Origin of the sequence: Flavobacterium laiguense, assembly GCF_003097655.1 — a bacterium.
Lineage (GTDB): Bacteria > Bacteroidota > Bacteroidia > Flavobacteriales > Flavobacteriaceae > Flavobacterium > Flavobacterium laiguense.
This window is the reverse complement of the sequence record NZ_QCZH01000018.1, coordinates 57,017-80,339: the sequence shown is the minus strand read 5'-3', so window position 1 is coordinate 80,339 and position 23,323 is coordinate 57,017. Positions and strand designations below refer to the sequence as shown.

Genomic DNA, 23,323 nt, shown 5'->3' with positions numbered 1-23,323 from the left:
GACAAACGCCATATATAAATACATATAAATTTGCCAGTTAATCTTTTAAATTTAATTGTTTTTTATCATAGAATGCGTTACAGGGTAACTTGCTTCTATCCCTCACTCACGTGACCAAGACGTTTAAGTTTAACCCACATGTTTTTTTTCAAACAAAGCTACAACCAATCAATCATTTCTAAATTATGCTTTTTCAAATACTCATTGGCTTGGCTAAAATGTTTATTTCCAAACCATTTCCCTTGATTGGCACTCATAGGCGAAGGATGCCCAGATTCTAGTACCAAATGTTTATTGCGATCTATTTTAGCACCCTTTTTTTGTGCAAAACTACCCCAAAGCATGAAAACCACATTTTCCTTTTCCTCCGAAATTTTTTGAATAACGGCATCCGTAAAAAGATTCCATTTAAGGTGTTTGTGACTATTAGGGCTGTCTTTTCTCACGGTTAATGACGCATTAAGCAGTAAAACACCCTGTTTGGCCCAAGATTCTAAATTACCCGTTGCGGGAAAAAAAATAGATTCTAAATCGGTATTCATTTCTCTAAAAATATTGCGCAACGACGGTGGTATTTTTACTGCATCATTTACCGAAAAACACAAACCATTAGCTTCACCATCTCCATGATAGGGATCCTGACCAATGATTACCACTTTTAAATTTCCTAAGGAACAATTATTAAAAGCCGAAAAAATTAAATCTTTAGGCGGGAAACAAGTAGAATTTTGATATTCCAAATCAACAGCATCAATCAAATCTTGAAAATAGGATTTCTCAATTTCATCAGATAATACGGTTTGCCAAGCAGCATTTATAAACATAATGATCTTATTTTTAACTTAAATAAAAAATAGAGATTTAATAAAAAGAGTTATTCTCTAATAAAAAAGACTTTACTGATTGTGTTATTTTCAATAGTATACATTGCAATTACATTCAGTTCAATACCGTTTGCTCTTCCTACTACAAGTTCTTTGTCTATTACAGTTTTATCAAGAAACATACGTTCATTTACAATAGCTTTTTGTTTCGGATTAAGTTCCCAAGCATTTTTATAATAGTCTCTCATTTTATGAATTCCGGTATAAATCAATTTATTTGGAAAACTATACACTTCAATCGCATCTGAAAAAAAGCTCAAAAACAACTCTAAGTCTTGGTTGTTGTAAGCATCAAGTTGCCCTTGAACAATAGTAATTGGGGTCATATTTTATGTTCTTTTGTATTAACTATTTTTCCACAAAGATACACGAAGATTTTACAGCCATTTGCAAAATAACCAAACAAAAGACAACAATTCTTTAGTGAATCGCTGTGCTTTTTTGCTCCGAGAATCTCTATAAAATAACCCTATGTTTCTTTCGCAAATAACCCTATTTTTGTACTGTAAAATTAAAGCATAAAATGATCTCTATTACCGAAAAAACATTACAAGATTTACAATTTCCTACCGTTCTTGAAACTATTTCATCTATATGCAATACGGATATCGGGAAACAAAAAGCCTTAGAAATAACCCCATTTAGAGACAAAGAAACCCTGATGAGTGCTTTAATGCAAACCTCAGAGTATGTTGCCTCTTTTCAGAATAACAATGCCATTCCCAATCATGGTTTTGATGCCATAACTTATGAGATTAAATTTTTGGGAATTGAGGATAGTTTTCTTGAAGTGGGTGGTTTTAGAAAAATAGCCACCATCTCCGAAACTACGAATGTCCTTTTGGCATTTTTAAATAAATTCAATGACTATTATCCGAACCTCTGTGCAAAAAGCTCAGGGATTCAACTTACCAAAGAAATTATCTCTCTAATAGATGTAGTTGCTGATAAATATGGAGAGATAAAAGACAATGCCTCTCCGGAATTATTGAATATTCGACGCAATATAAATTTGGTTCGAGGTAAAATGAACCAAAGTTTTGGAATAGCTTTAACACAATACAACGGTTTAGGCTATTTGGATGATATTAAAGAAAGTTTTGTTCAAAATCGCCGCGTTTTGGCCGTTTTAGCCATGTATCGCCGAAAAGTAAGGGGAACCATTTTAGGTAGTTCAAAAACAGGTAGTATTGCTTATATAGAACCAGAAACTACGTTGAATTACTCTAGAGAATTGAGTAATTTGGAATACGAAGAAAAAGAAGAAATCACAAGAATATTAAAACAATTGTCGAACGCCATTCGTCCCTTTTTGCCTTTATTGATTCAATATCAAGATTTCTTGAGTGATATTGATGTGATTGCTGCCAAAGCAAAATACGCCAATAGAATTAACGGAATTTTGCCCACGATCACAGAAGAGCGTCGTCTTTATTTCAGGGATGCCTATCATCCTATTTTGTATCTGAACAATAAACAAAAAAAGGAAATTACGCATCCGCAAACAATCGAATTAAGTCAAGAAAATAGAATTATTGTTATTTCTGGACCCAATGCCGGTGGTAAAACCATCTCGATGAAAACCGTTGGTTTATTGCAATTGATGTTGCAATCTGGAATGTTAATTCCGGTGCATGAACGCAGTGAAACGTTTTTATTCGATCGTATCCTTACAGATATTGGCGACAATCAATCCATTGAGAATCATCTAAGTACATACAGTTACCGTTTGAAGAACATGAACTACTTCTTGAAAAAGTGCAACAAGAGAACCATGTTCTTAATCGACGAATTTGGTACCGGTTCCGATCCTGAATTGGGTGGAGCTTTGGCCGAGATTTTCTTAGAAGAATTCTATCACCGTGAAGCTTTCGGATTGATAACTACCCATTATTCAAACCTAAAAATTCTGGCTAACGAACTGCCTTATGCCACGAATGCCAACATGCTATTTGACGAAAAATCATTAGAACCCATGTATAAATTGGTTTTGGGACAAGCAGGAAGTTCATTTACTTTTGAAGTGGCCTTAAAAAACGGAATCCCATTTAGCCTCATCAATCGAGCCAAGAAAAAAATTGAAGTTGGAAAAGTCCGTTTTGATAAAACCATTGCCACTTTGCAAAAAGAGCGCTCCAAAATGGAAAAAACCTCACAAACTCTGAAAGTGGAAGAAACAAAAGCGCGTGAAGAAGGCAAAAAAATGGAAGACATCAATGTAAAAATCAAACAAAAACTGGAAAGCTATCAGGAATTGTACGATAGCAACCAAAAGACGATTTACATTGGTCAAAAAATAGAAGATATAGCCGAGAAGTATTTCAATAATAAAAACAAGAAAGACCTTATTGGCGAGTTTTTAAAAATCGTAGAAATAGAAAACTCCAAACGCAAAAAAGCCACTCCGAAAGAAGCCAAAGCGATTATTGAAAAGAAAAAAGAGGTCATTGAGGAAGTTACCGTTGTTGTAGAAGAAATTCGCAAGGAAAAGAAAGAAAAGAAACTAAAACCTGTAGTTGTAAAGCCAAAAGCCATTTTAAAGGTGGGGGATCGTGTACGAATGTTAGATGGAAAATCAGTGGGAAGTATTGATAAGATTGAGAAAAATAAAGCGGTAGTAAATTATGGAATGTTTACCTCGAAAGTGAGTCTGGATGAATTGGAATTGGTGGAAGCGGTTAAGAAGTAATAAGTTTTCAATCTAGGAGTCATTGCGAGGAACGAAGCAATCTCACTAGCAAGAGCAGACTTTACATATCATTGGAATGGATATACGAAATGTGATTGCTTCGTTCCTCGCAATGAAACAAAAAAAACAAAAAAATGCAAAACCTACCTCCCAATAAAAAAATAATTCTCTTTGACGGCGTCTGCAATCTCTGCAATTCAGCGGTGCAATTCGTCATCAAGCACGACAAAAATGATGTTTTTCGTTTTGTGGCTTTGCAATCGGAATTGGGAAAAGAAATCCTTGCCTATATTGGGATTGATACTAAAAACATTGACAGCATAGTTTTGTATGAGCCAAAAGTAGCTTACTATTACAAATCAGACGCTACGTTGCAAATAGCAAAAAATTTGGATGGATTATTTTCGATGGGTATTATTTTAAAATTATCCCAACTGGAATTAGAAACAGCCTTTATGACTACATTGCCAAAAAACGTTACAAATGGTATGGTATAAAGGATAGCTGCATGATACCAACCCCAGAATTAAAAATAAAGTTTTTGGAATAATTCGATTTCATGATAAATATCATTTATTATGCATGCCTATTATATTAATTTTGACGTATCTTAAGAAGTTGTTTTTACGAGAAATTTATCGCTTTATTGCTGTGGAAATGTTTCATTGTTTAGTGTAAGTTATTTTCAATTTGGTAATTATTGGTTTAATTGAACAGTTTTAAAGAAGATAGATTCTTATAAAAACTATAAAATAAGATGTATAAAAAAAGAGGATAACTTTCTGTGGTTATCCTCTTTTATATTTAGAATCTGCAAAAGTTTTAGCTTCTAATCAATTTTCTGTATTTCAAACGTTTTGGAGTCAAATCTCCACCTAAACGTTTCTTCTTATTCTCTTCGTATTCAGAGAAACCACCTTCGAAACAATACACTTCAGAATCACCTTCAAAAGCTAGAATATGCGTGCAAATTCTGTCCAAGAACCATCTGTCGTGCGAAATTACTACGGCACAACCTGCAAAATTCTCCAAACCTTCTTCTAATGCACGAAGCGTGTTTACATCCAAATCATTGGTCGGCTCATCCAGCAAAAGTACGTTACCTTCTTCTTTAAGAGTCATGGCAAGATGCAAACGGTTTCTTTCTCCACCAGAAAGCATTGATACTTTCTTGTTTTGTTCTCCACCACCAAAATTAAATCTTGACAAATACGCTCTAGAGTTCACTTGTTTTCCTCCCATCATGATCATTTCCTGACCATCGGAAAAATTCTCCCAAATAGATTTATCAGGGTTGATGTTAGAATGCGCTTGATCTACATAAGCGATTTTAACTGTATCACCTATTAAAAAATCTCCGCTATCTGGTTTTTCCTCACCCATTATCATCCTGAAAATTGTCGATTTACCCGCACCGTTTGGTCCGATAATCCCAACAATTCCCGCTTGTGGCAAAGTGAAATTTAAATTATCATATAGTAATTTATCTCCAAAAGCTTTGGCTACATTCTTAGCCTCAATTACATTGGTACCCAAACGAGGACCATTTGGAATATAAATCTCTAAATTTTCGTCCAATTGTTTTTGGTCTTCATTTAAGAGTTTATCATAGTTTTGCAAACGCGCTTTTTGTTTGGTTTGACGACCTTTGGCTCCTTGACGAACCCAGTCCAACTCACGCTCCAATGTTTTTCTACGTTTAGATGCCACTTTTTCTTCAAGTGCCATACGGCTTGATTTTTGATCCAACCAAGAAGAATAATTTCCTTTCCAAGGAATACCTTCTCCTCTATCCAACTCTAAAATCCAACCTGCAACGTTATCCAAGAAATACCTATCGTGCGTTACTGCAATTACAGTTCCGGCGTATTGTGCTAAATGTTGCTCTAACCAAAGTACACTCTCTGCATCCAAGTGATTCGTAGGCTCATCAAGAAGCAAAACGTCAGGTTGTTGCAATAACAAACGACATAAAGCTACACGACGACGCTCTCCTCCAGATAAATTCTTAATTGGAGTATCTCCTTCTGGCGTGCGTAAAGCATCCATTGCTATTTCTAGTTTGGTATCGATTTCCCAAGCTCCCAATGCATCAATTTTATCCTGTAAAAGCGCTTGACGATCCATCAATTGATCCATCTTGTCGGCATCTTCATACACTTCAGGCAAACCAAACATATCGTTGATTTTGTTGAATTCATCCAAAACGGCCATGGTTTCTGCAACACCCTCACGAACGATTTCGATAACGGTTTTTTCATCATCCAATTGTGGATCTTGTTCTAAATAACCTACTGTATAACCTGGTGCGAAAACCACGTCTCCTTGGTAATTTTTATCAACTCCTGCAATAATCTTCAATAAAGATGATTTTCCAGAACCATTTAAACCTAGAATACCAATTTTGGCTCCGTAAAAGAAACTTAAATAGATATTTTTAAGAACAGGTTTATCTGCTCCTTGATAGGTTTTACTCAATTTTGACATTGAGAATATTACTTTTTTATCGTCTGCCATTTCTATATTATTTTTATTTTATTTTATTTTTAATTTTTTAGGTCGCTCTACTATTTATATTTAGAACGACATCATTCATCTATTTGAATACCTGTCAAATACAAACTACAAACTTTTTTAAACCCTTCCTTTTAATGCGCTAAACACCCAAGCAATTGCTAAAAAACCTATTCCAACGGCTGCAAATCCCCAGCCCGCTACGTCGTCATATCTAAAAGCGCCTAATGATATAAGTAGTATGCCCATTAGTGTCATAATTAAGGTAGCCCATCCCAAAATAGTGTTTTTATTCATTGCCATAATTGTGGTGTTTGTTTTTTTTCAATCTGCAAATATCGGCATTTTTACCCTTTAATTGAAAATTTTATACAGCATTTCTCGTAATAAATCAGCTTGTGATAAGCTATTGGCTCCAACTCCTTTACTCTTAACATCCGTATCTCTTAATGTAGCTACTATTTGACTTATCTTTTTCATCGGATAATTTTTTAATGCAACATCATAGTCTTTCAGAAAAAAAGGGTTAACCCCCAGAACTGATGCGACATTTTTTGGATTTTTATCTTTTAATCCATGGTATTTTAATAATTGAATGAAAAATCCAAAAACCAAACCCGTAGTCATTACCAGTGGATTATCTTTTGGGTTTTGGGCAAAATTATCGGCAATTTTATAGGCTTTCAGTTGGTTGCGCTCGCCAATTGCTTTTCGCAATTCGAATACATTATAGTCTTTACTAAATCCTATGTTTTCTTCGATGTCTTTGGCAGAAATAGTACTTCCAGCTGGCAGTATGATTTGGAGTTTCTCAAGTTCATTATTGATTTTACTCAAATCGGTTCCCAAAAACTCAACTAACATGGCAGAGGCTTTGGGTTCAATAGTATATTTTTTTCCGGCTAATACACGTTTAATCCAATCTCCTACTTGGTTTTCATACAGTTTTTTACTTTCGTACACTACTCCATTTTTAGCTAAAAGCTTAGTTACTTTTTTTCTTTTGTCTAAAGTTTTGTATTTATAACAAAAAACCAAAACCGTTGTTGGCATTGGATTTTCGGCATAGTTTTCTATTTTGTCAATGGTTCTCGATAAATCTTGAGCTTCTTTGACAATAACCACTTGGCGCTCGGCCATCATTGGATAGCGTTTGGCTGTTGAAACCACATCTTCTATTGAAACATCTCTACCATATAAAACGGTTTGATTGAACCCTTTCTCTTCTTCCGATAAGATATTTTGCTCTATATATTCAGATAATTTATCAATGTAATAGGGTTCTTCTCCCATCAAAAAATAAATAGGTTTGATGTTTCCAGCCTTTATATCATTCACAATTTTTACAACTTCGTCCATTATTTATGTTTCAGGTTTAAAGTTTAAAGTTTCAAGTTGAAGAACATGAAACTTTAAACTTTAAACTAAATTAACTAATTTCGCCTCATGCAGAAACTCAATTTTCCTTCTTATATTTTTCGATTCAAAAATAGCGAAAATAAAGTATCTATTTTTGATGCCATCAGGAAAAAATTTATCATTCTCACGCCCGAAGAATGGGTTCGTCAGCACGTGGTTAATTATTTAATTGAAGAGAAAAAATACCCTAAATCCTTAATTAATGTCGAAAAAGTTCTAAAAGTCAACGGTTTAAGAAAACGCTATGATATTGTGGTTTTCAATCCAAACGGAACTATTTTTATATTAATTGAATGCAAAGCACCCGAAGTTAAAATTGCCCAAGCCACATTTGATCAAATCGCAAGATATAACATGACGTTGGAAGCTGAATTTTTGATGGTAACCAATGGACTTAATCATTATTTTTGTCTCATGGATTTTGAAAATGAAAAATATGAGTTTTTGAGAGAGTTGCCCGATTATGATGAAATAAAAAAGAATATAGAGAATAGAATATAGAGCAGAGACTTTTTAGTATTCAGATTTAAATTTTGTAATACTTTTTTTTTTAAAATTCCAGCTTTGCGAACTTAAAATATAAATTTTGTAAACTTTGCAAATAAAAAACATCGCGAACTTTGCGGTTAAAACAATAAACTTCCTTGGAAAAAATAGCTGTCGTAATATTAAATTGGAATGGAGTAAAACTATTAGAACAGTTTTTGCCTTCCGTAATTCAATTTTCACCCGAAGCCACTGTATATGTTGCAGATAATGCCTCTACAGATGAATCAGTAGCCTTTATAAAAAATAATTTCCCTACAGTTAAAATACTGCAAAATAAAACCAATCAGGGTTTTGCAGGTGGTTATAATGACGCCTTACAGCATATCGATGCCGAGATTTATGCTTTGGTAAATTCGGATATAGAAGTAACCGAAAATTGGTTGAAACCGATATTGGAAACCTTTGATACTGAATCAGAAACAGCCATAATCCAACCTAAAATATTGGATTTTAAACGGAAAAATTATTTTGAATACGCTGGAGCTGGTGGTGGATTCATCGATCAATTTGGGTATCCATTCTGTCGTGGGCGTATTTTTGACACTTTAGAAAAAGACAATGGTCAATACAATGATAAGTGTGAAATTTTTTGGGCATCCGGAGCTTGTTTTTTTATTCGAAGTGCCGTTTATAAGGAGCTGAAAGGTTTCGATCAAGATTTTTTCGCGCACCAGGAAGAAATCGATTTATGTTGGCGCGCGATCAATAAAGGATATACCATAAAATACAATTCAGAATCAAAGGTTTACCATGTGGGAGGAGCGACTTTGCAACAAGCGAATCCTCAAAAAACGTATCTCAATTTTAGGAATTCGCTATTAATGTTAACCAAAAATTTACCACAAGACAGCTTGCTTAAAGTACTTATAATTAGACTGGTACTAGATAGTATAGCAGGAATTAGATACATCATTGGAGGTCAATTTACTCATTGTTGGGCTATTATCAGAGCACATTTTTCTTTTTATAGGCTGTTTTTAAGAAATTATAAAAAAAGAGAAAAAAAGCAAGTTGAAACATACTTTAAAACGAAAAGCATCGTTTATGGTTATTATGTTAAAAGCGGCACAGTTTTTGCAGACGTTATTTAACAATAATTTACATTTAAAATTAACATTTAAAAAACTAACTTTGTAATTCACACGTTTAATTAAATTTTGCATTCTATGAAAAAAATAATGATTACTCTATCGGCTTTAGCACTTCTAACTTCTTGTGTATCGAAAAAGCAATACACAGCTTTGGAAGCTAAAAACAAGGAAACACAAGATTTATTAAATACTTGTACAGTAAAGTTAAATTCTTGCCTAGAAGAAAAAGCAGGTCTTAAAGCAACTGTAGATGGTTTAAAAGAAACCAATCAACACTTGATAAGCACTTCAAAAGATATGACGGTTTTATCTACAAAAGGAGCCGAAAATATTGAGAAAGCTTTAGAATCCATCAAAGAGAAAGATTTGAAAATTAGCAGAATGCAAGATGCCTTGACTAAAAAGGATAGTGTTACACTTGCTGTAGTAACTAGTTTGAAAGCTGTTGTAGGAATGAATGATACAGATATCGAAATTAATGTCGATAAAGGAGTGGTATTCATCTCTATCTCTGATAAAATGTTATTCAAAAGCGGTAGCTATGAAGTAAGCGACAAAGCAAAAGGCGTTTTGGCCAAAGTTGCTAAAGTAGTTAATGACAAACCAGATTTTGAATGTATGATTGAAGGTCACACTGATACAGATGTATTAAAAGGAAATGCTTGTTTAATTGACAACTGGGATTTAAGTGTAAAACGTTCTACAGCTATTATCCGTATTTTGTCTAATGATTTAGGGGTAAAACCTGAGCAATTAATCGCTGCTGGTAGAAGTTCTTACGTTCCTTTGGTACCAAATGATTCTGCCGAAAATAAATCTAAAAACAGAAGAACTCGTATTTATGTAATGCCGAAAATAGACCAGTTCTATGATATGGTTGAAAAAGAAATGAAAAAACAACCAGGAGCAACAACTGCACCGGCTGGAAAATAAGAATCTTCCAATTATAACAAGAAACGCCTCGATGAATTTTGAGGCGTTTTTTTATGCTTTAATTTGTTAAAACAGGAGCTTTATAATATATCCAAACTTCCTTTTCCCTCCCTAACGACTATGGGCTCATCGCCAGATAGATCAATGATAGTAGATCCAATATTATCTCCATAACCTCCATCAATAACCAAATCAACTAGATTTTGCCATTTTTCAAAAATAAGCTCTGGATCGGTGGTGTATTCTATTACCTCATCCTCGTCACGAATCGAAGTAGAAACTATTGGATTTCCCAATAAACGAACTATTTCTAAGGCAATTGAATTATCCGGTACACGGATACCAACTGTCGTTTTCTTTTTAAACTCTTTGGGTAAATTATTATTCCCCGGAAGAATGAAAGTATAAGGGCCAGGCAACGCTCTTTTAAGTAGTTTAAAAGTCGAAGTATCTATTTGCTTCACATAATCGGATAAGTTACTCAAATCGTGGCAAATGAAAGAGAAATTAGCTTTCTCTAGCTTCACTCCTTTTATTTTGGCAATTTTTTCAAGAGCACGAGAATTGGTTATATCACAACCCAATCCATAAACTGTATCTGTTGGATAAATGACCAAACCACCGTCTTTAAGCACTTTTACCACTTTTGCAATAGCGGCTTCACTCGGTTTATCAGGATAAATTTTTATTATTTGAGCCATTTTATTTTTTGTTTAAAGTTTAAAAAAAGTTTAAAGTTTAAAGTTGTACTGAATGAAACTTGAAACCTTAAACTTAAAACATTTTCTTACCCTATAATATCCAATTTTGCAAAACGCAGCAGTAATTTTTTAATACCGCCTATTTCAAATTTAATTTCTGCTTTTTTATCTGCACCAACACCTTCCAGATTAACGACTTGCCCTTTACCAAAACGTTCGTGCATTACCACATTTCCTGCAACTAGCTTATTATCAAATAAATTAGCGCTTCCTATTGAAGCACCACTAGATACCGGTTTCAATTTGCGCAAATTAATATCCGAGTTAGGTTCATTGTTTGCACTCTGTTTCGGCGGCGTACTTCCTGCCGGCTTAGCCAATCGTAATCTGGATTTATCCACATCACCAAAAACATCGCCATCGTTCGAAGACTTGTAACGGTAGTTACTTTCCGGTGGTGTAAGGTATTCCAGATACTGGCTGTCTATTTCTTCAATAAAACGAGAAGGTTCACTGTCTGTTAATTTTCCCCAACGGTAACGCGATTGCGCATACGTCAAATATGCCTGATGCTCTGCACGAGTTAAAGCTACGTAAAATAATCGACGTTCTTCCTCTAATTCGCTTCGAGTGCTCATACTCATGGCACTCGGAAACAAATCTTCTTCCATTCCCACCACAAATACGTGCGGAAACTCAAGTCCTTTCGCCAAGTGAATTGTCATCAAAGCCACACGGTCTTCATCGCTGGTGTCTTTGTCGAGATCAGTAGCAAGTGCTACATCTTCCATGAATTCAGATAACGCACCACGAGCGCCATCAACTTCCTTTTGACCTTCGGTAAAATCCTTGATTCCGTTTAGTAATTCTTCTATATTCTGGATTTTGGCCATTCCCTCAGGAGTAGCATCTTTCTTTAATTCTTGAACCAAGCCCGTTTTTTTTGCCACATGATCCGTTAGGTAAAAAGCATCCTGATTTTCGTTAATCACCTGAAAACTCTGAATCATCGTCACAAAATCAAGCAACTTTTGTTTAGTACCTGAATTCAGTTTCAGATCTATTCGCTCAATGTTTTGCATCACTTCAAAAATCGAACGCTTGTAATGATTGGCCGCAATGGTCAGTTTTTCAATAGTGGTGTTTCCAATACCACGTGCCGGATAATTAATCACACGCACCAAGGCTTCCTCATCTTTAGGATTAATAACCAATCGCAAATAGCATAATACATCCTTTACCTCTTTTCTTTGGTAAAAAGACAATCCTCCATAAATTCGATACGGAATATCTCTTTTTCTGAGTGCATCCTCCATCGCACGGGATTGTGCGTTGGTACGGTACAAAATGGCAAAATCACCATTATTCATTTGATTTTGCATTTTTTGTTCCCAAATCGTACTGGCTACAAAACGACCTTCTTCATTATCGGTAATACTGCGGTGTATTCTTATTTTTGGACCAAAATCATTGGCTGTCCAAACGATCTTATCTAGTTTTACTTTGTTTTTGTCGATGATCGTATTCGCCGCTTCGACAATATTTCTGGTCGAACGGTAATTTTGTTCCAATCGAAAAGTTTTTACGCCTTCATAATCTTTCTGAAAATTCAGGATATTATTGATATTCGCACCACGAAACGCATAAATACTTTGTGCATCATCTCCAACCACACAAATATTCTGAAATTTATCCGACAATGCCCTAACAATCAAATACTGCGAATGGTTCGTATCCTGGTACTCATCTACTAATATATAGCGAAAACGATTTTGGTATTTCGCTAAAACTTCTGGAAAACGAGTTAGCAATTCATTGGTTTTCAACAGTAAATCATCAAAATCCATGGCACCGGCTTTAAAGCAACGATCCACATAATGCTGATAAATTTCGCCCATTCGAGGTTTCTTGCTCATCGCATCAGCTTCCTGTAAATCCTTATCGTTAAAATACGCTTTTACCGTAATCAGACTGTTCTTAAAGTTCGAAATCCTGCTCAAAACCTGTTTCGGTTTGTACACATCACGATCCAACTGTAATTCCTTGATAATTCCCGAAATGGCGCGCAAGGAATCCTGCGAATCATAAATCGTAAAGTTCGAAGGATAGCCCAAATGATCTGCTTCTGAACGTAAAATTCGAGCAAAAACAGAGTGAAAAGTTCCCATCCATAGATTCTTAGCTTCACTGGCTCCCACAATATCCGAAATACGATTCTTCATCTCCCGCGCCGCCTTATTGGTAAAGGTCAGCGACAAAATATTGAATGCATCAACACCTTGGTGCATCAAATAAGCAATCCTGATGGTAAGTACACGAGTCTTCCCAGATCCCGCACCCGCAATAATAATCATGGGGCCGTCTTTTTGCAGTACCGGTTCGCGTTGCGCTTCGTTAAGTTGGTCTATATATTTATGCATGGAAATATTTCTGTTTGATGCAAAAATAAGAATTTAAGACTGAATAAACGAGCCTTAGTAGAATTCAGATAACAGAATTTAGATAATAGTTTTCAGTGTATCATTTCCCAATAGAAAAATCTAAATTCAGGATTCTGAAATCTGAAATCTAAAATCATCTGGGCGTGACCACAATAGAAAAATGGGCTATTTAACGTTGTCTATATTCGCCCATTTTCCTATTGCGGTCGGGTCATCCGCGTTACAAGGTAACTTGCTTCTCCCCCTCACGCGGCATCCCGTAAAAACCAGAAATTACATGTATAAAAAAATATAGAGTTACTTACTGCAGCAGCAATTCTAGTTTAGATTCTTTTTTAATGGTTAATCTTTTTTAAGTAATTCTAAAAAATCTATACAACAGATTCTAAGTTACCCTGCTTCGATTTTATCCGTTTCTTCAACAATTTTCTCGATTTGATTTCTACAAAATGATAAGTAAAATGAGCACTAAGAAATGTTAAACCCATAAACAGCGTTACGAAAATTATTTTCATGCCAAGGGAAAGCGTTTCAATCCCGTAATTGGATTTTAAATACGGCAAACAATACCAAAACACCATAAACCAAACGCCATGCATCATATAAATAGAATATGAAATATCTCCCAGGTATTTGAATATTCTTGTTTCCAGCATTTTTTTTATTGTTCCATTATTGTAGGCTGTAGCCAATAATAAAAGACAAAAAATGGGAATTATAAACAGATCGTTCCAACTGAAATGAAAAATTAACACTATAAAAATAAAAGCACAAAGAAAAGAAATGCTTTTTGAAAACGCATTTTTCCCTAATCCCTTCATATACATTTGATATAAAACAGCGCCCAAACTAAACTCAGCCACGCATCTAACCCAACCATAATCAAAGGTGATGTCGAGATTGCCTTTCCAATATACCATAACACTCAAAACAGACACAGCCACAACCGCAAGAATTACATTTTGAACCCAACTTTTCTTGAAAACAAAAGGAATAATAAAGCAAGCCGCAAGATAGGTCCACCACTCCGCACCTATGGACCAGGACACTAGATTCCATGACAAATACGAATGTTGGTTCATCGCATTAAGCAGCAATAGATTACTGGGCAAAGCAGACCAAGCCATAAATGTTTTCCAACTCCCATCAACTACCGCTGGCGAAAGAATAGGAAATACAAGCACAAAAGGAATTAGCAATAGCAACGTAAAAAGATGCAAGGGGTAAATTCTGCTAAATCTCGCCCATAAATAGGTTTTGGTCGTTTGCCATTTTCCAAAATGATTGGTCAATGTCTCACCATACACATGGCTAATGATAAAACCACTCAACAAAAAGAAAAAATCGACCCATAAATACCCTTTGGATAGGATTCCGGATGTTTCATGAGGAATGAGAGTCCCAAACTCGCGGTAAAAAATAATGACATCCATATGAAAAAACATGACCCAAATGGCCGCTATTCCTCGCATTGGAGTTAGAGAGTTGATGTAGTTTGTTTGCATATTTAATAAGTATGGTTTATTAATTAGTTTTCAGTCTCAGTTTTCGGTCTCAGTTTTCAGTCTCAGTTTTCAGTCTCAGTTTTTAGTCTCAGTTTTCGGTCTCAGTATCCAGTCTCAGTATCCAGTCTCAGTATTCAGTCTCAGTTTTCGGTTCAAAAAGTATGTTGATTTTGAAACATGAATTTACTGACCACTCTGCAAACTGCGACTGCGACTGAAAACTGCCACCGCTAGACATGCCTGTAGCCTCGGACATAATCTATTTCAAATTTTTTGGGATAGATTTTATCTTTTTCGGTTTTGGTTTCCGTTGGTATTTCATAAATACCCAGCATAAATTGCATCGGATAATTGGGAGATTGTTTTATGGTTCTAATTTCTTGGTTATCGATATAAAAAACCACTTTCTCAGGAGTCCATTCGGCTGAGTAAATATGAAAATCGGTGACATCAATGTCAAAATCATCCTCATAAAAGGCTTCTTTTATTTTTGGGTCATTGAATTTATGAATTCCATAGCCAATTTTCGTTTTATTTTCCAGAACATTACATCCTTTAACTTCAAAAATGCAAATCACCGCTGATTTTTCAGGACTGTCTTCAAATCCGATCATCCATAAAGCCACAACATTCGATTGAGTATCTAATGATTTGGCTCGAATTTCAAAAAAACCATATTGGGGTAAATAGGTCTTGGCAGTTGTTTGTTTTTCTCTTACCACACAATTCGGATTTACTTTGTGTTGTCCAATGGCACTTCCAACTTCTCCGGAAAAAACACCTGTTTGAATCGAAGAACATTTTATATTTCCATTAAATTCAGGACACCACGGTTTTTGTTCGTCGGTAATTTGCAAAACTAAATTCCCATTATTGATTTCGTACTGGGGCTGAGACATTTCCTTGGAACTCCACTGAGGCAAATAGAACGGCAACCATTTCTCAGTATCGATTGTATCTTTTTCAAATTCATCATAGAATTCTAAAACAAAATTTTCTTTTATTTTAGAATTGGCGGGAAAATCATTTTTAGAAAACTGTAGTTTCATGGGACGCGGAATAAATATATTATTATTATTATTATTATTATTATTATTGATTTTAAGTAGTTTAAGTTTATGTTGGAAAAGAATGTGCTCTGAAAATGGGAGTTACTTAGATAATTTATTTTCTTTCCCAAATCCGATTAAGCAAGAGAATATGAATAGGTTTTATTTGAAAGAAAATAATAGAAGTTACTAGCCAGGCAAAACATCAACTCGGATACAATTCCTTAATGCGTTCGATCGATTTTCGTACCAATTGTTCCAATATACCAATATCAATATCTTCCAATTTTTGAATGTACAAACATGCTATACTGGTTTTATGCTTTCCTAATTGCGAAAGTAATGTTTCTTTTTCTTCAAAAGTCGAAGCCAGATACACCGTAATAGCGTTTTTTCTTGATGCCAATCCCGCAAGTGGCGCATTTCCCGAATGTCCACTTTCATATTTGTAATTATAAATTCCAAAACCAACAATACTGGTTCCCCACATTTTTGGCTCAAATCCAGATAGTTCGCTTATTAGATTAATTATTATTGAACAGTCTTCGCGCCTTTTTGCATCGCTTATGGTTGTTAAAAAATCAGCGACACTATTTTCTGTTTCTATAGTTTTATTTTTTGCCATACCGTTGTTTTACGATTCGTATTTGAATAGTTTTTTAGGACTAGACATTTTAAAGATAAAAAAAAGCTGCAACTTTTAATGATCATGGCCTTCGTTTTTATTTGTTGTAGATTTTTTTATAGGTTCTTAATAATATTATTTTATCGATAAAATTGTCAACTAAATATAAACACTTAATCTGTTAATAAACGCTATTTATTTGTAAATTAGCAATGACAATTACCACATTTATTAACCAAATATTTACTACTATGAAAAACCTAGGTCTATTTTGTTTGCTGTTGACTTGCATTGGACTCGAAAGCTGTAAAAAAAGTGAAAATCCAAAAGATGCTGAAACTACCAAAGTTCAAGTTGAAAATCCGATAAATACGGTTTGCTACAAAGCGTTGTATGAAAAAGATACCGTAGAATTAAAAATCAACACCTTAAAAAACGGAAAAGTAACGGGAGATATGGTGATGAAAATTCTTGATATGCCGAAAAAAGTCGGGAAAATCGCTGGGGAATTCCGTGGCGATACATTATTTGTAGACTACACGTTTTTTCAGGGAGCGAATGAAAAAAAAATATTCAAAAATCCAATGGCAATGCTAAAACAAGGAAACGAACTCGTTTTAGGAAGTGGGAAAATAGAAACCTATTTAGGAAGGTCTTATTTCGCTAAAGACACACCCATCAATTTTGAAAAAGTGAAATATAAATTTTCAACTGTGGATTGCGTCGATAAATGATACACCAATAAAAGGGAAAAGGTATTACCCTTTGTGAGTTTGCTTCGTTCCCAATTGTTTATCTTAATTGGTAATAACTTTCGCAAAGACTCAGATTGTCGATTTGTGTTGCTTGCTATTTTTTGTGGGCACGGATTGCAAATCCGCGCTATCGGGTTACAACAAGTCAATTAGCAAAAAAATGCCTATAAAAAAAATGCTGTTCTTTTGGAACAGCATTTTATAAATGAATAAAAATTCTAAGATGTATATTATAAAATACCAATGTTTTTCTATGGATTAATTGGCAATAATACTGCATCTACTACATGGATGATACCGTTTGAAGCAGAGATGTTTGGTGCTGTTATATTTGCGGTATTGCCCACTGCAGTAATCATCCCGCTATTATTTACGGAGAAACTAGAACCTAGTAGGGTTGTTATTTCGCGTGAACCCATTTTAGGCACCACACTATTGGCGGCACGACGTCCTTCGACAACATGATATTTTAACACATTTAATACCAACGTCGGAGGAAGGTCGGTGATTTTCTTAACACCCAAAGCAGTATAAAGATTATTAAAAGCCGTATTTGTTGGAGCGAATACAGTATATTGATCTTTTCCATTTAAGAAAAGGTTTACCAAACCGGCGTTTAATTCTGTATCTACATAACTTAGAGCACCTACAAGTTCAGTAAATCCTGCATCTATGGCAATTTGTGCGATAGGAGCGTCACCCGGTTTAGGGGCACTATTTGCGGATTTTAAAGTTTCTGTTGAGGAAGTAGTTGAGGAATTAATTTCATCCATTTCCTGATTATCACAAGAAATAGTTACAGTTGACAAAGCAGCAATCAAAATGAATGCTTTTAACGTACCGAATAATTTAAAATGCATAGTTTTCATGGTTGTTGTTTTTTAAATTAACAAAGTTTTTATTTTGTTTAATGATTATAATGTAAAGTTAAACAAAAAAAATATTTTCAATCTGTGTTTAACGCTAATTTAACTGTTCTTTAATGGTATTTTTGACTTTATAAACCAAACCTTAAAGATTGAAATTATTTAAGATTATAATTTTCACAATTCTAAATAATCTACTTTATATATCTGATTATCAATACAGTAGAAATATATAATATATCAAAACTAGACAATTATTTATTTTTATCATATTGATTTTATGAAAACTGCATAAAAAAAAACAGGAGCACACTTGTTTAAAGCTACTTCTGTTTAGTTATCCGCCTTGCAAACTCTACAATTTATCTTATAATTTAAATAGGTACTCGTCGCAGACGGGTACTAGAGAATAACTCAGTAAAACTTTTTTTTGGAGAGAAGATCTTTAAAAAAATAAAATTTTATCGCTTCACTACAGTTATTGTGACTGCGTAAAGGATAGCAGCTAGCTACCGAAATAGCGCGAATAGCCAGACCGCCAATAGGAGAAAGTGCGTTTGGGTGGTACTACTAATTTGCCCTTTTTTCTAGTGGGGGTTTTGCCCAAAATACTCTGGTGTTATTTGAAAAAGACGTCGTAGGCAAAACGAAGCAGTGTGCCTATCACGACGACTAAAAAGAAGATTCGGATGAATTTGTTTCCTCGATTGATGGCTAGTTTGGCGCCTATCCAGCCACCTATTGCGTTGCTGGCCGCCATAGGTAAGGCTACGGCCCAAATGATTTTGCCTTTGAGCATGAACAAACAGATGGAACCAAAATTTGTGGCGAGGTTGACCATTTTGGCATTGGCAGAGGCGTGCAAAAAGTCAAATCCCATAATGGCGATGAAGGCCACCACGAAGAAGCTTCCGGTGCCAGGACCTATGAATCCATCATAAAAACCGACCACAAAACTGATTCCTACGGCATTCAAGATTTGGGTTCTTGGCGAGATATCTTTGACTTGTTGTTGTCCGAAGTTCTTCTTGGCATACGTATAAATAGCTAGTAGTGAAAGTACCACGAGCAATAAAGGTTTCATGAAATCATTGCTCACATAAGTCAATAATGTCGATCCCAAAAATGCGGATGGAAATGCCAAGAGCATCATGACACCCAAGATTTTCCAATTGATGTCGACTTTTTTCATGTATTGGTAAGCCGCAAATGCGGTTCCGCTAAAGGATGGGATTTTTAGGGATCCTATCACGGTAGACACGGGCAGATTGGGCAATAGTATAAGTCCCATGGGCGTTTGTATGAGTCCGCCACCACCAACAACGGCATCTATGAATCCTGCGAAAAAGGCGGCTAAACAAAGTAATACAATGATGTAGGTTTCCATATAATTAATTTCAATTTGGTATAAATTTTGTCGAGTTCAGCGGAATGTCATTTTTGTTTGGCACTATTTGTCCCGTAAAGGCGCGGAGTCGCAAAGTTCAAAACTGTTTTCTTTGCGACTCCGCGCCTTTGCGAGAGATTACAAAAATACCAATCCGTTTTTTATTATTGCCCTAATTTAGGTATTGATTTAGATGCAAAAAAGATTATTTTTGCTTTTTTTAAATAGAAACAAAAATGGACACATCAAAAATACTAGAATTACTGAGTTATACTGTACCTGCTATTATCACTGGACTGGTTGCCTATAATTTTTTTAATGTTCACACCAAAAACGAAGAAGGAAGACGCCGTTATTTATTGAGCAAAGAGGCTCAAAAAAATGCGATGCCCTTGCGTTTACAGGCTTACGAACGGATGGCCTTATTTTTGGAACGCATGAGTCTGACCAATTTATTGACTAGAATTTCGCCTATTTCTAACGATAAAAATGACTATTGCAATTTTGTAATCGCTCAAATCGAACAAGAATTTGAACACAATTTAGCCCAACAAATTTACATGACCGACGAGTGCTGGACTATCATTACCACTGCCAAAAATGCTACGATTCAGATGATTCGCAAAGGAATGATGATGGATGCTGTTACTAATGCAGATAGTTTGAGAGAAGTGCTTTTGAACGAACTGATTGAAAAACAAACGCCAAGTAATGCGGCATTAGCTTATATTAAAAGAGAAGTGAGCCAGATGTGGTAGGTTTTTTTGAAAGTTTCTAAGCAGCTCTACTCTCATCTAATTTCAGACATGATTTCACTCTTATTTTGTGCGTATTTAAAGCCTAACAACCACCATTTTTTCATTTTTTTTCGATTAAAAATGAGTGCGTTGTTGGTTAGTTTGGTTGGTGTGTAGTATAAATTGAGTTTTACGTTATGGTTTATGGCTGATAATTTCCCAATCGATACATCATGTTTACCAAGCTGATCTAAGGAAAATAAAAACAAATCGATCATTAGTGAAAAAGGATTTTTTCCTAAAATTGTTTTGGTAAGTGTGATCTCCGTTTCTAGAATAATAACATCAATTTCGGTTGCTCCGCGATGAATCGCTTCTCTAATGGGAACCAAACTGGAAAAGCCTCCATCACCATATTCGCAACCATTTTTTCTGACCAAACTCATAAACGGAATGTAATTACTCGATATCCAAATCCAATCGCAAAATTCATCATAGGTACATTGTTTGATCGATTTATATTCGGCTTCATTTTTAGAAATATTGGTGACTGTTATAATTACATCTGTTGGTAAGGATTGTAAGTATTCAAATTCGGAAACCGATAGATTGTTCTTGATGAATTTTTGAAGGTTTCTGCTTTCCCCAAATGTCCTTTTTCCTCTTAAATATTGCCGAATTACATTGAAGTGGTTAATTGTTACAAATTTTATTCCCTTTTTGCTTTTAATAATAAATGGGTTAATATCAAAAATTTGTGCCATACTGACATTCGTGTAGATAGAATGGAGTTTGTCTATATTTCCTAAAGCCAGATGCGGAATTAGCAAGCTCCCTGTTGAAGTACCGATAAACAAATCGTAGGTACGCCCTTTGTTTTGCAACAAATACTGAGCGACACCCCCCGCAAATGCGCCTTTACTACCACCTCCAGATATAACTAATGCCCTCATAATTTTAGAATTTAGAGTTTAGATTGAAAAATTGAATTTATTTGATTTTAAGAAATCTGATCCCGAAGTTTCGGGACTTAAATCGTTACTCAAAATTCTTAAATCTTCATTCCTTCAACAATCGATCCAATTGAAATTGTTCTTTTTCGTTTAAACTGGGTAATATGGTTTGGAAAGCGGTTCTCATTTCGGATTTTTTTAATAAAAGTCGAATATTATCTCTTCCAAATTTAGAAAATTGCCACATATGATGGGTAGTAGCATTTACTAAATTTTTTAAAACTGCCTCATTAATAACATTGAAGTTGATTAGATATTCCAACGCATTTTGTCGGGTTGTGGCTTCATAATTTGGAGATGAATAGTTAATCAATTCCTGGAGATACGTTTCTTTGTTGGCTGAATATTCTGGCGTTGAAACAGCCAATGACAGCCATAGAATTCGGAGATTGAAATCATTAAAACCTATCCAGTTTTTTGTTTTTTCTAAATAATCGACTCTTTTATTTTCAAAGCTATTCCATAAATAGTATAGTGCAGATTCTTGCGTTTGATAGGATTTGTCATTCAGTAATGTTTCAAATTCATTTCTGAACTCTTTGGGTATTTTTTGAAGAGTATTTGCTACCGCTTGGCGTACCTGAAGGTTTTGAGTTTGCAATGCCAATCGCAATAATTGTTTTTTATCCTCAAATTTCTCTTTCATGAGTTGACTTACAATAGATACTTTTACGGTAAAATACACATCGGATTGTAATGTTTTTTCGAAAAAAGCCTGTTTCTCGGCAAGTGTTTTATTTCTCAATTTAGCCACTTCGAGTTGGACTTTCATTGCATTGTTTTTTACTAATAAAACATTGGCAATCTCACTATTAAATCCAGATGTTTCAAGCCATACTTTACTAAAGTTTTTTAGATCATAATCAGACACTTTCTTTATTTCATCAAAGAAATTCTGAGTAGTCACATTTTGATAAGCATATTTCAAAAGGTAATTCTTCACGGCTTTTTTAAAGGCTTTCTCCCCTATTCCTTCTTTTAAAACATGCAACGCCCAAGCGCCTTTTTGATAAAATGTCAAAGAACTCGCTTTGGCATTCAGCACCGGAATCGTATCTGTTTTGGCTGCTTGTTTGAGTTGCATTGATGATTCGTATAATTTGGAATAAAAATAATCGTCTCCATAGATTTTTTTCTCAGCCAGTAAAGCATAGTAGGTTGCAAAACCTTCTTGCAACCAATGGTCTTTTCCGCTTTGGGCAGTGATTAAGTCTCCAAACCATTGGTGAGCCAGTTCATGGGCATTAACATTGGTGTAACTTCGATCTTCAAAACCAATGGCATCGACCAGATAACGAGTAGTAAATATAGTGGAGCTTGTGTTTTCCATTCCTGCGTATAAAAATTCGGAAACAGGTACTTGTCTGTAGATTTTCCAAGGGTACTTCACACCAATTTCTTTTTCCAGATAATCAAATATTTCTTTAGAATAGCGATAGGTCGGTTCCTGTTTACCCAAGTCATTCGGGGCGATATACATTTCTAATGGAGTTCCTGATTTTGCTTTTTGCGTATTCCTTTCAAATTTTCCGATGGCAACCATCAGTAAATAGGAACTCATTGGTTTTTTCATTCGATAATTCCAATGCGTCAGATCTTTATTTTCGATTTTGTTTTTTAAAATACCGTTGGATAACACTTGATATTTGGAATCAAAAGTAACATCCATATTGAAAATCACTTTCTCATTGACATCGTCAAAACTCGGAAACCAATGACTAGTATATTTTCCTTGTCCTTGTGTCCAGATTTGCAAATTATTTGTGGCTTCTGAACCCACAAAATACATCGTTTGTTTGGGTTTTGCCTCGTATGAAAACCGAACGTAATTTTCACCTTTTTGAAACGGATAAATCAATAGCAATTCTTTTCCATTAGTTATAAATGGAATCTTGCTATCATTCAGTACCACTGCTGAAAAGGTCATGTTTTGTGCGTCAATTTTAATGGTATCAATGGGTTTCAACACTTCAAACGTATACTTTACAGCACCACTAACACTTTTATTATTTGGGTTGATGTTAATATGCCCATTAACGGTTTTAAAATCAACCGATTTGGTTTGTTGTGAGAATGCAAATGTGGATAGAAACAGGAAAAGGTATTTCATTAAAATTGAATTTGACGCTTATGTTATCCAAAGTTACAAAGGTTTGACCAACAAA

20 protein-coding genes and 1 pseudogene are annotated in these 23,323 nt (G+C 34.8%); 7 read left to right on the top strand and 14 right to left on the bottom strand.

Annotated features, from left to right (window positions below):
* Window positions 1-158: 158 nt before the first annotated feature.
* Complete coding sequence (gene ung, locus DB891_RS13710; RefSeq protein WP_116764147.1) at window positions 159-824, bottom strand: uracil-DNA glycosylase; 666 nt, start codon at window positions 822-824, stop codon at window positions 159-161.
* 50 nt (window positions 825-874) lie between these two features.
* Window positions 875-1,210 carry a nuclear transport factor 2 family protein gene (locus DB891_RS13705; protein WP_116764146.1) on the bottom strand — a complete coding sequence of 112 codons (336 nt, stop codon included), beginning with the start codon at window positions 1,208-1,210 and terminating at the stop codon, window positions 875-877.
* Between the two features lie 197 nt (window positions 1,211-1,407).
* Between DB891_RS13705 and DB891_RS13700 the strand changes: the two genes are divergently transcribed.
* Complete coding sequence (locus DB891_RS13700; protein ID WP_116764145.1) at window positions 1,408-3,573, top strand: endonuclease MutS2; 2,166 nt, start codon at window positions 1,408-1,410, stop codon at window positions 3,571-3,573.
* Between the two features lie 134 nt (window positions 3,574-3,707).
* Window positions 3,708-4,123 (top strand): annotated as a pseudogene (locus tag DB891_RS13695) (thiol-disulfide oxidoreductase DCC family protein).
* A 272-nt stretch (window positions 4,124-4,395) separates the two neighbouring features.
* Here the strand turns inward: DB891_RS13695 and ettA are convergent.
* From ettA to holA, 3 genes are all read right to left on the bottom strand, one after another.
* A complete protein-coding gene (gene ettA / locus DB891_RS13690; RefSeq protein WP_116764144.1) occupies window positions 4,396-6,090 on the bottom strand; it encodes an energy-dependent translational throttle protein EttA in 1,695 nt (564 codons plus the stop codon).
* A 117-nt stretch (window positions 6,091-6,207) separates the two neighbouring features.
* A complete protein-coding gene (locus tag DB891_RS13685; RefSeq protein WP_116764143.1) occupies window positions 6,208-6,390 on the bottom strand; it encodes a CAL67264 family membrane protein in 183 nt (60 codons plus the stop codon).
* Between the two features lie 51 nt (window positions 6,391-6,441).
* Window positions 6,442-7,446 (bottom strand): DNA polymerase III subunit delta, encoded by a 1,005-nt coding sequence (holA, locus tag DB891_RS13680; protein ID WP_116764142.1) that lies wholly within the window; start codon window positions 7,444-7,446, stop codon window positions 6,442-6,444.
* 87 nt (window positions 7,447-7,533) lie between these two features.
* Here holA and DB891_RS13675 point away from each other — a divergent pair, with 87 nt between their 5' ends.
* The 3 genes from DB891_RS13675 to DB891_RS13665 all read left to right on the top strand — a co-directional run bounded on the left by DB891_RS13675 (window position 7,534) and on the right by DB891_RS13665 (window position 10,079).
* Window positions 7,534-8,007 (top strand): type I restriction enzyme HsdR N-terminal domain-containing protein, encoded by a 474-nt coding sequence (locus DB891_RS13675; RefSeq protein WP_116764141.1) that lies wholly within the window; start codon window positions 7,534-7,536, stop codon window positions 8,005-8,007.
* Between the two features lie 143 nt (window positions 8,008-8,150).
* Window positions 8,151-9,146 (top strand): glycosyltransferase family 2 protein, encoded by a 996-nt coding sequence (locus DB891_RS13670; RefSeq protein ID WP_116764140.1) that lies wholly within the window; start codon window positions 8,151-8,153, stop codon window positions 9,144-9,146.
* 75 nt (window positions 9,147-9,221) lie between these two features.
* The gene (locus DB891_RS13665) at window positions 9,222-10,079 is read left to right on the top strand and encodes an OmpA/MotB family protein (protein WP_116764139.1); all 858 of its coding nucleotides are present in this window, start codon (window positions 9,222-9,224) and stop codon (window positions 10,077-10,079) included.
* Between the two features lie 80 nt (window positions 10,080-10,159).
* On the opposite strand, the gene DB891_RS13660 is transcribed toward DB891_RS13665, so the two are convergent.
* From DB891_RS13660 to DB891_RS13640, 5 genes are all read right to left on the bottom strand, one after another.
* Window positions 10,160-10,780: an L-threonylcarbamoyladenylate synthase gene (locus DB891_RS13660; RefSeq protein WP_116764138.1), complete on the bottom strand. Its 621-nt coding sequence runs from the start codon at window positions 10,778-10,780 to the stop codon at window positions 10,160-10,162.
* Between the two features lie 86 nt (window positions 10,781-10,866).
* Window positions 10,867-13,200 carry an ATP-dependent helicase gene (locus DB891_RS13655; protein ID WP_116764137.1) on the bottom strand — a complete coding sequence of 778 codons (2,334 nt, stop codon included), beginning with the start codon at window positions 13,198-13,200 and terminating at the stop codon, window positions 10,867-10,869.
* Between the two features lie 392 nt (window positions 13,201-13,592).
* On the bottom strand, window positions 13,593-14,726 hold the full coding sequence (locus DB891_RS13650; protein WP_116764136.1) for an acyltransferase family protein: 1,134 nt from the start codon (window positions 14,724-14,726) through the stop codon (window positions 13,593-13,595).
* A gap of 230 nt (window positions 14,727-14,956) precedes the next feature.
* Entirely contained in the window at window positions 14,957-15,775 is an 819-nt protein-coding gene (locus DB891_RS13645; protein WP_116764135.1) for a glycoside hydrolase family 16 protein, read from the bottom strand.
* A gap of 205 nt (window positions 15,776-15,980) precedes the next feature.
* Window positions 15,981-16,400 (bottom strand): DUF1801 domain-containing protein, encoded by a 420-nt coding sequence (locus DB891_RS13640; protein WP_116764134.1) that lies wholly within the window; start codon window positions 16,398-16,400, stop codon window positions 15,981-15,983.
* 251 nt (window positions 16,401-16,651) lie between these two features.
* Between DB891_RS13640 and DB891_RS13635 the strand changes: the two genes are divergently transcribed.
* Window positions 16,652-17,134: a hypothetical protein gene (locus DB891_RS13635; RefSeq protein WP_116764151.1), complete on the top strand. Its 483-nt coding sequence runs from the start codon at window positions 16,652-16,654 to the stop codon at window positions 17,132-17,134.
* Between the two features lie 272 nt (window positions 17,135-17,406).
* Here the strand turns inward: DB891_RS13635 and DB891_RS13630 are convergent, their stop codons facing one another.
* Both DB891_RS13630 and DB891_RS13625 read right to left on the bottom strand, forming a co-directional pair.
* Window positions 17,407-18,024, bottom strand: coding sequence for a fasciclin domain-containing protein (locus DB891_RS13630; RefSeq protein WP_116764133.1), 618 nt, complete (start codon window positions 18,022-18,024; stop codon window positions 17,407-17,409).
* 616 nt (window positions 18,025-18,640) lie between these two features.
* A complete protein-coding gene (locus DB891_RS13625) occupies window positions 18,641-19,408 on the bottom strand; it encodes a sulfite exporter TauE/SafE family protein (protein WP_116764132.1) in 768 nt (255 codons plus the stop codon).
* Between the two features lie 236 nt (window positions 19,409-19,644).
* Between DB891_RS13625 and DB891_RS13620 the strand changes: the two genes are divergently transcribed.
* On the top strand, window positions 19,645-20,166 hold the full coding sequence (locus DB891_RS13620; RefSeq protein ID WP_116764131.1) for a DUF7935 family protein: 522 nt from the start codon (window positions 19,645-19,647) through the stop codon (window positions 20,164-20,166).
* 32 nt (window positions 20,167-20,198) lie between these two features.
* Here the strand turns inward: DB891_RS13620 and DB891_RS13615 are convergent, their stop codons facing one another.
* Window positions 20,199-21,098: a patatin-like phospholipase family protein gene (locus tag DB891_RS13615; RefSeq protein ID WP_116764130.1), complete on the bottom strand. Its 900-nt coding sequence runs from the start codon at window positions 21,096-21,098 to the stop codon at window positions 20,199-20,201.
* 106 nt (window positions 21,099-21,204) lie between these two features.
* Window positions 21,205-23,268, bottom strand: a complete 2,064-nt coding sequence (locus DB891_RS13610; RefSeq protein WP_116764129.1) for a M1 family metallopeptidase — start codon at window positions 23,266-23,268, stop codon at window positions 21,205-21,207.
* Between the last annotated feature and the right edge of the window lie 55 nt (window positions 23,269-23,323).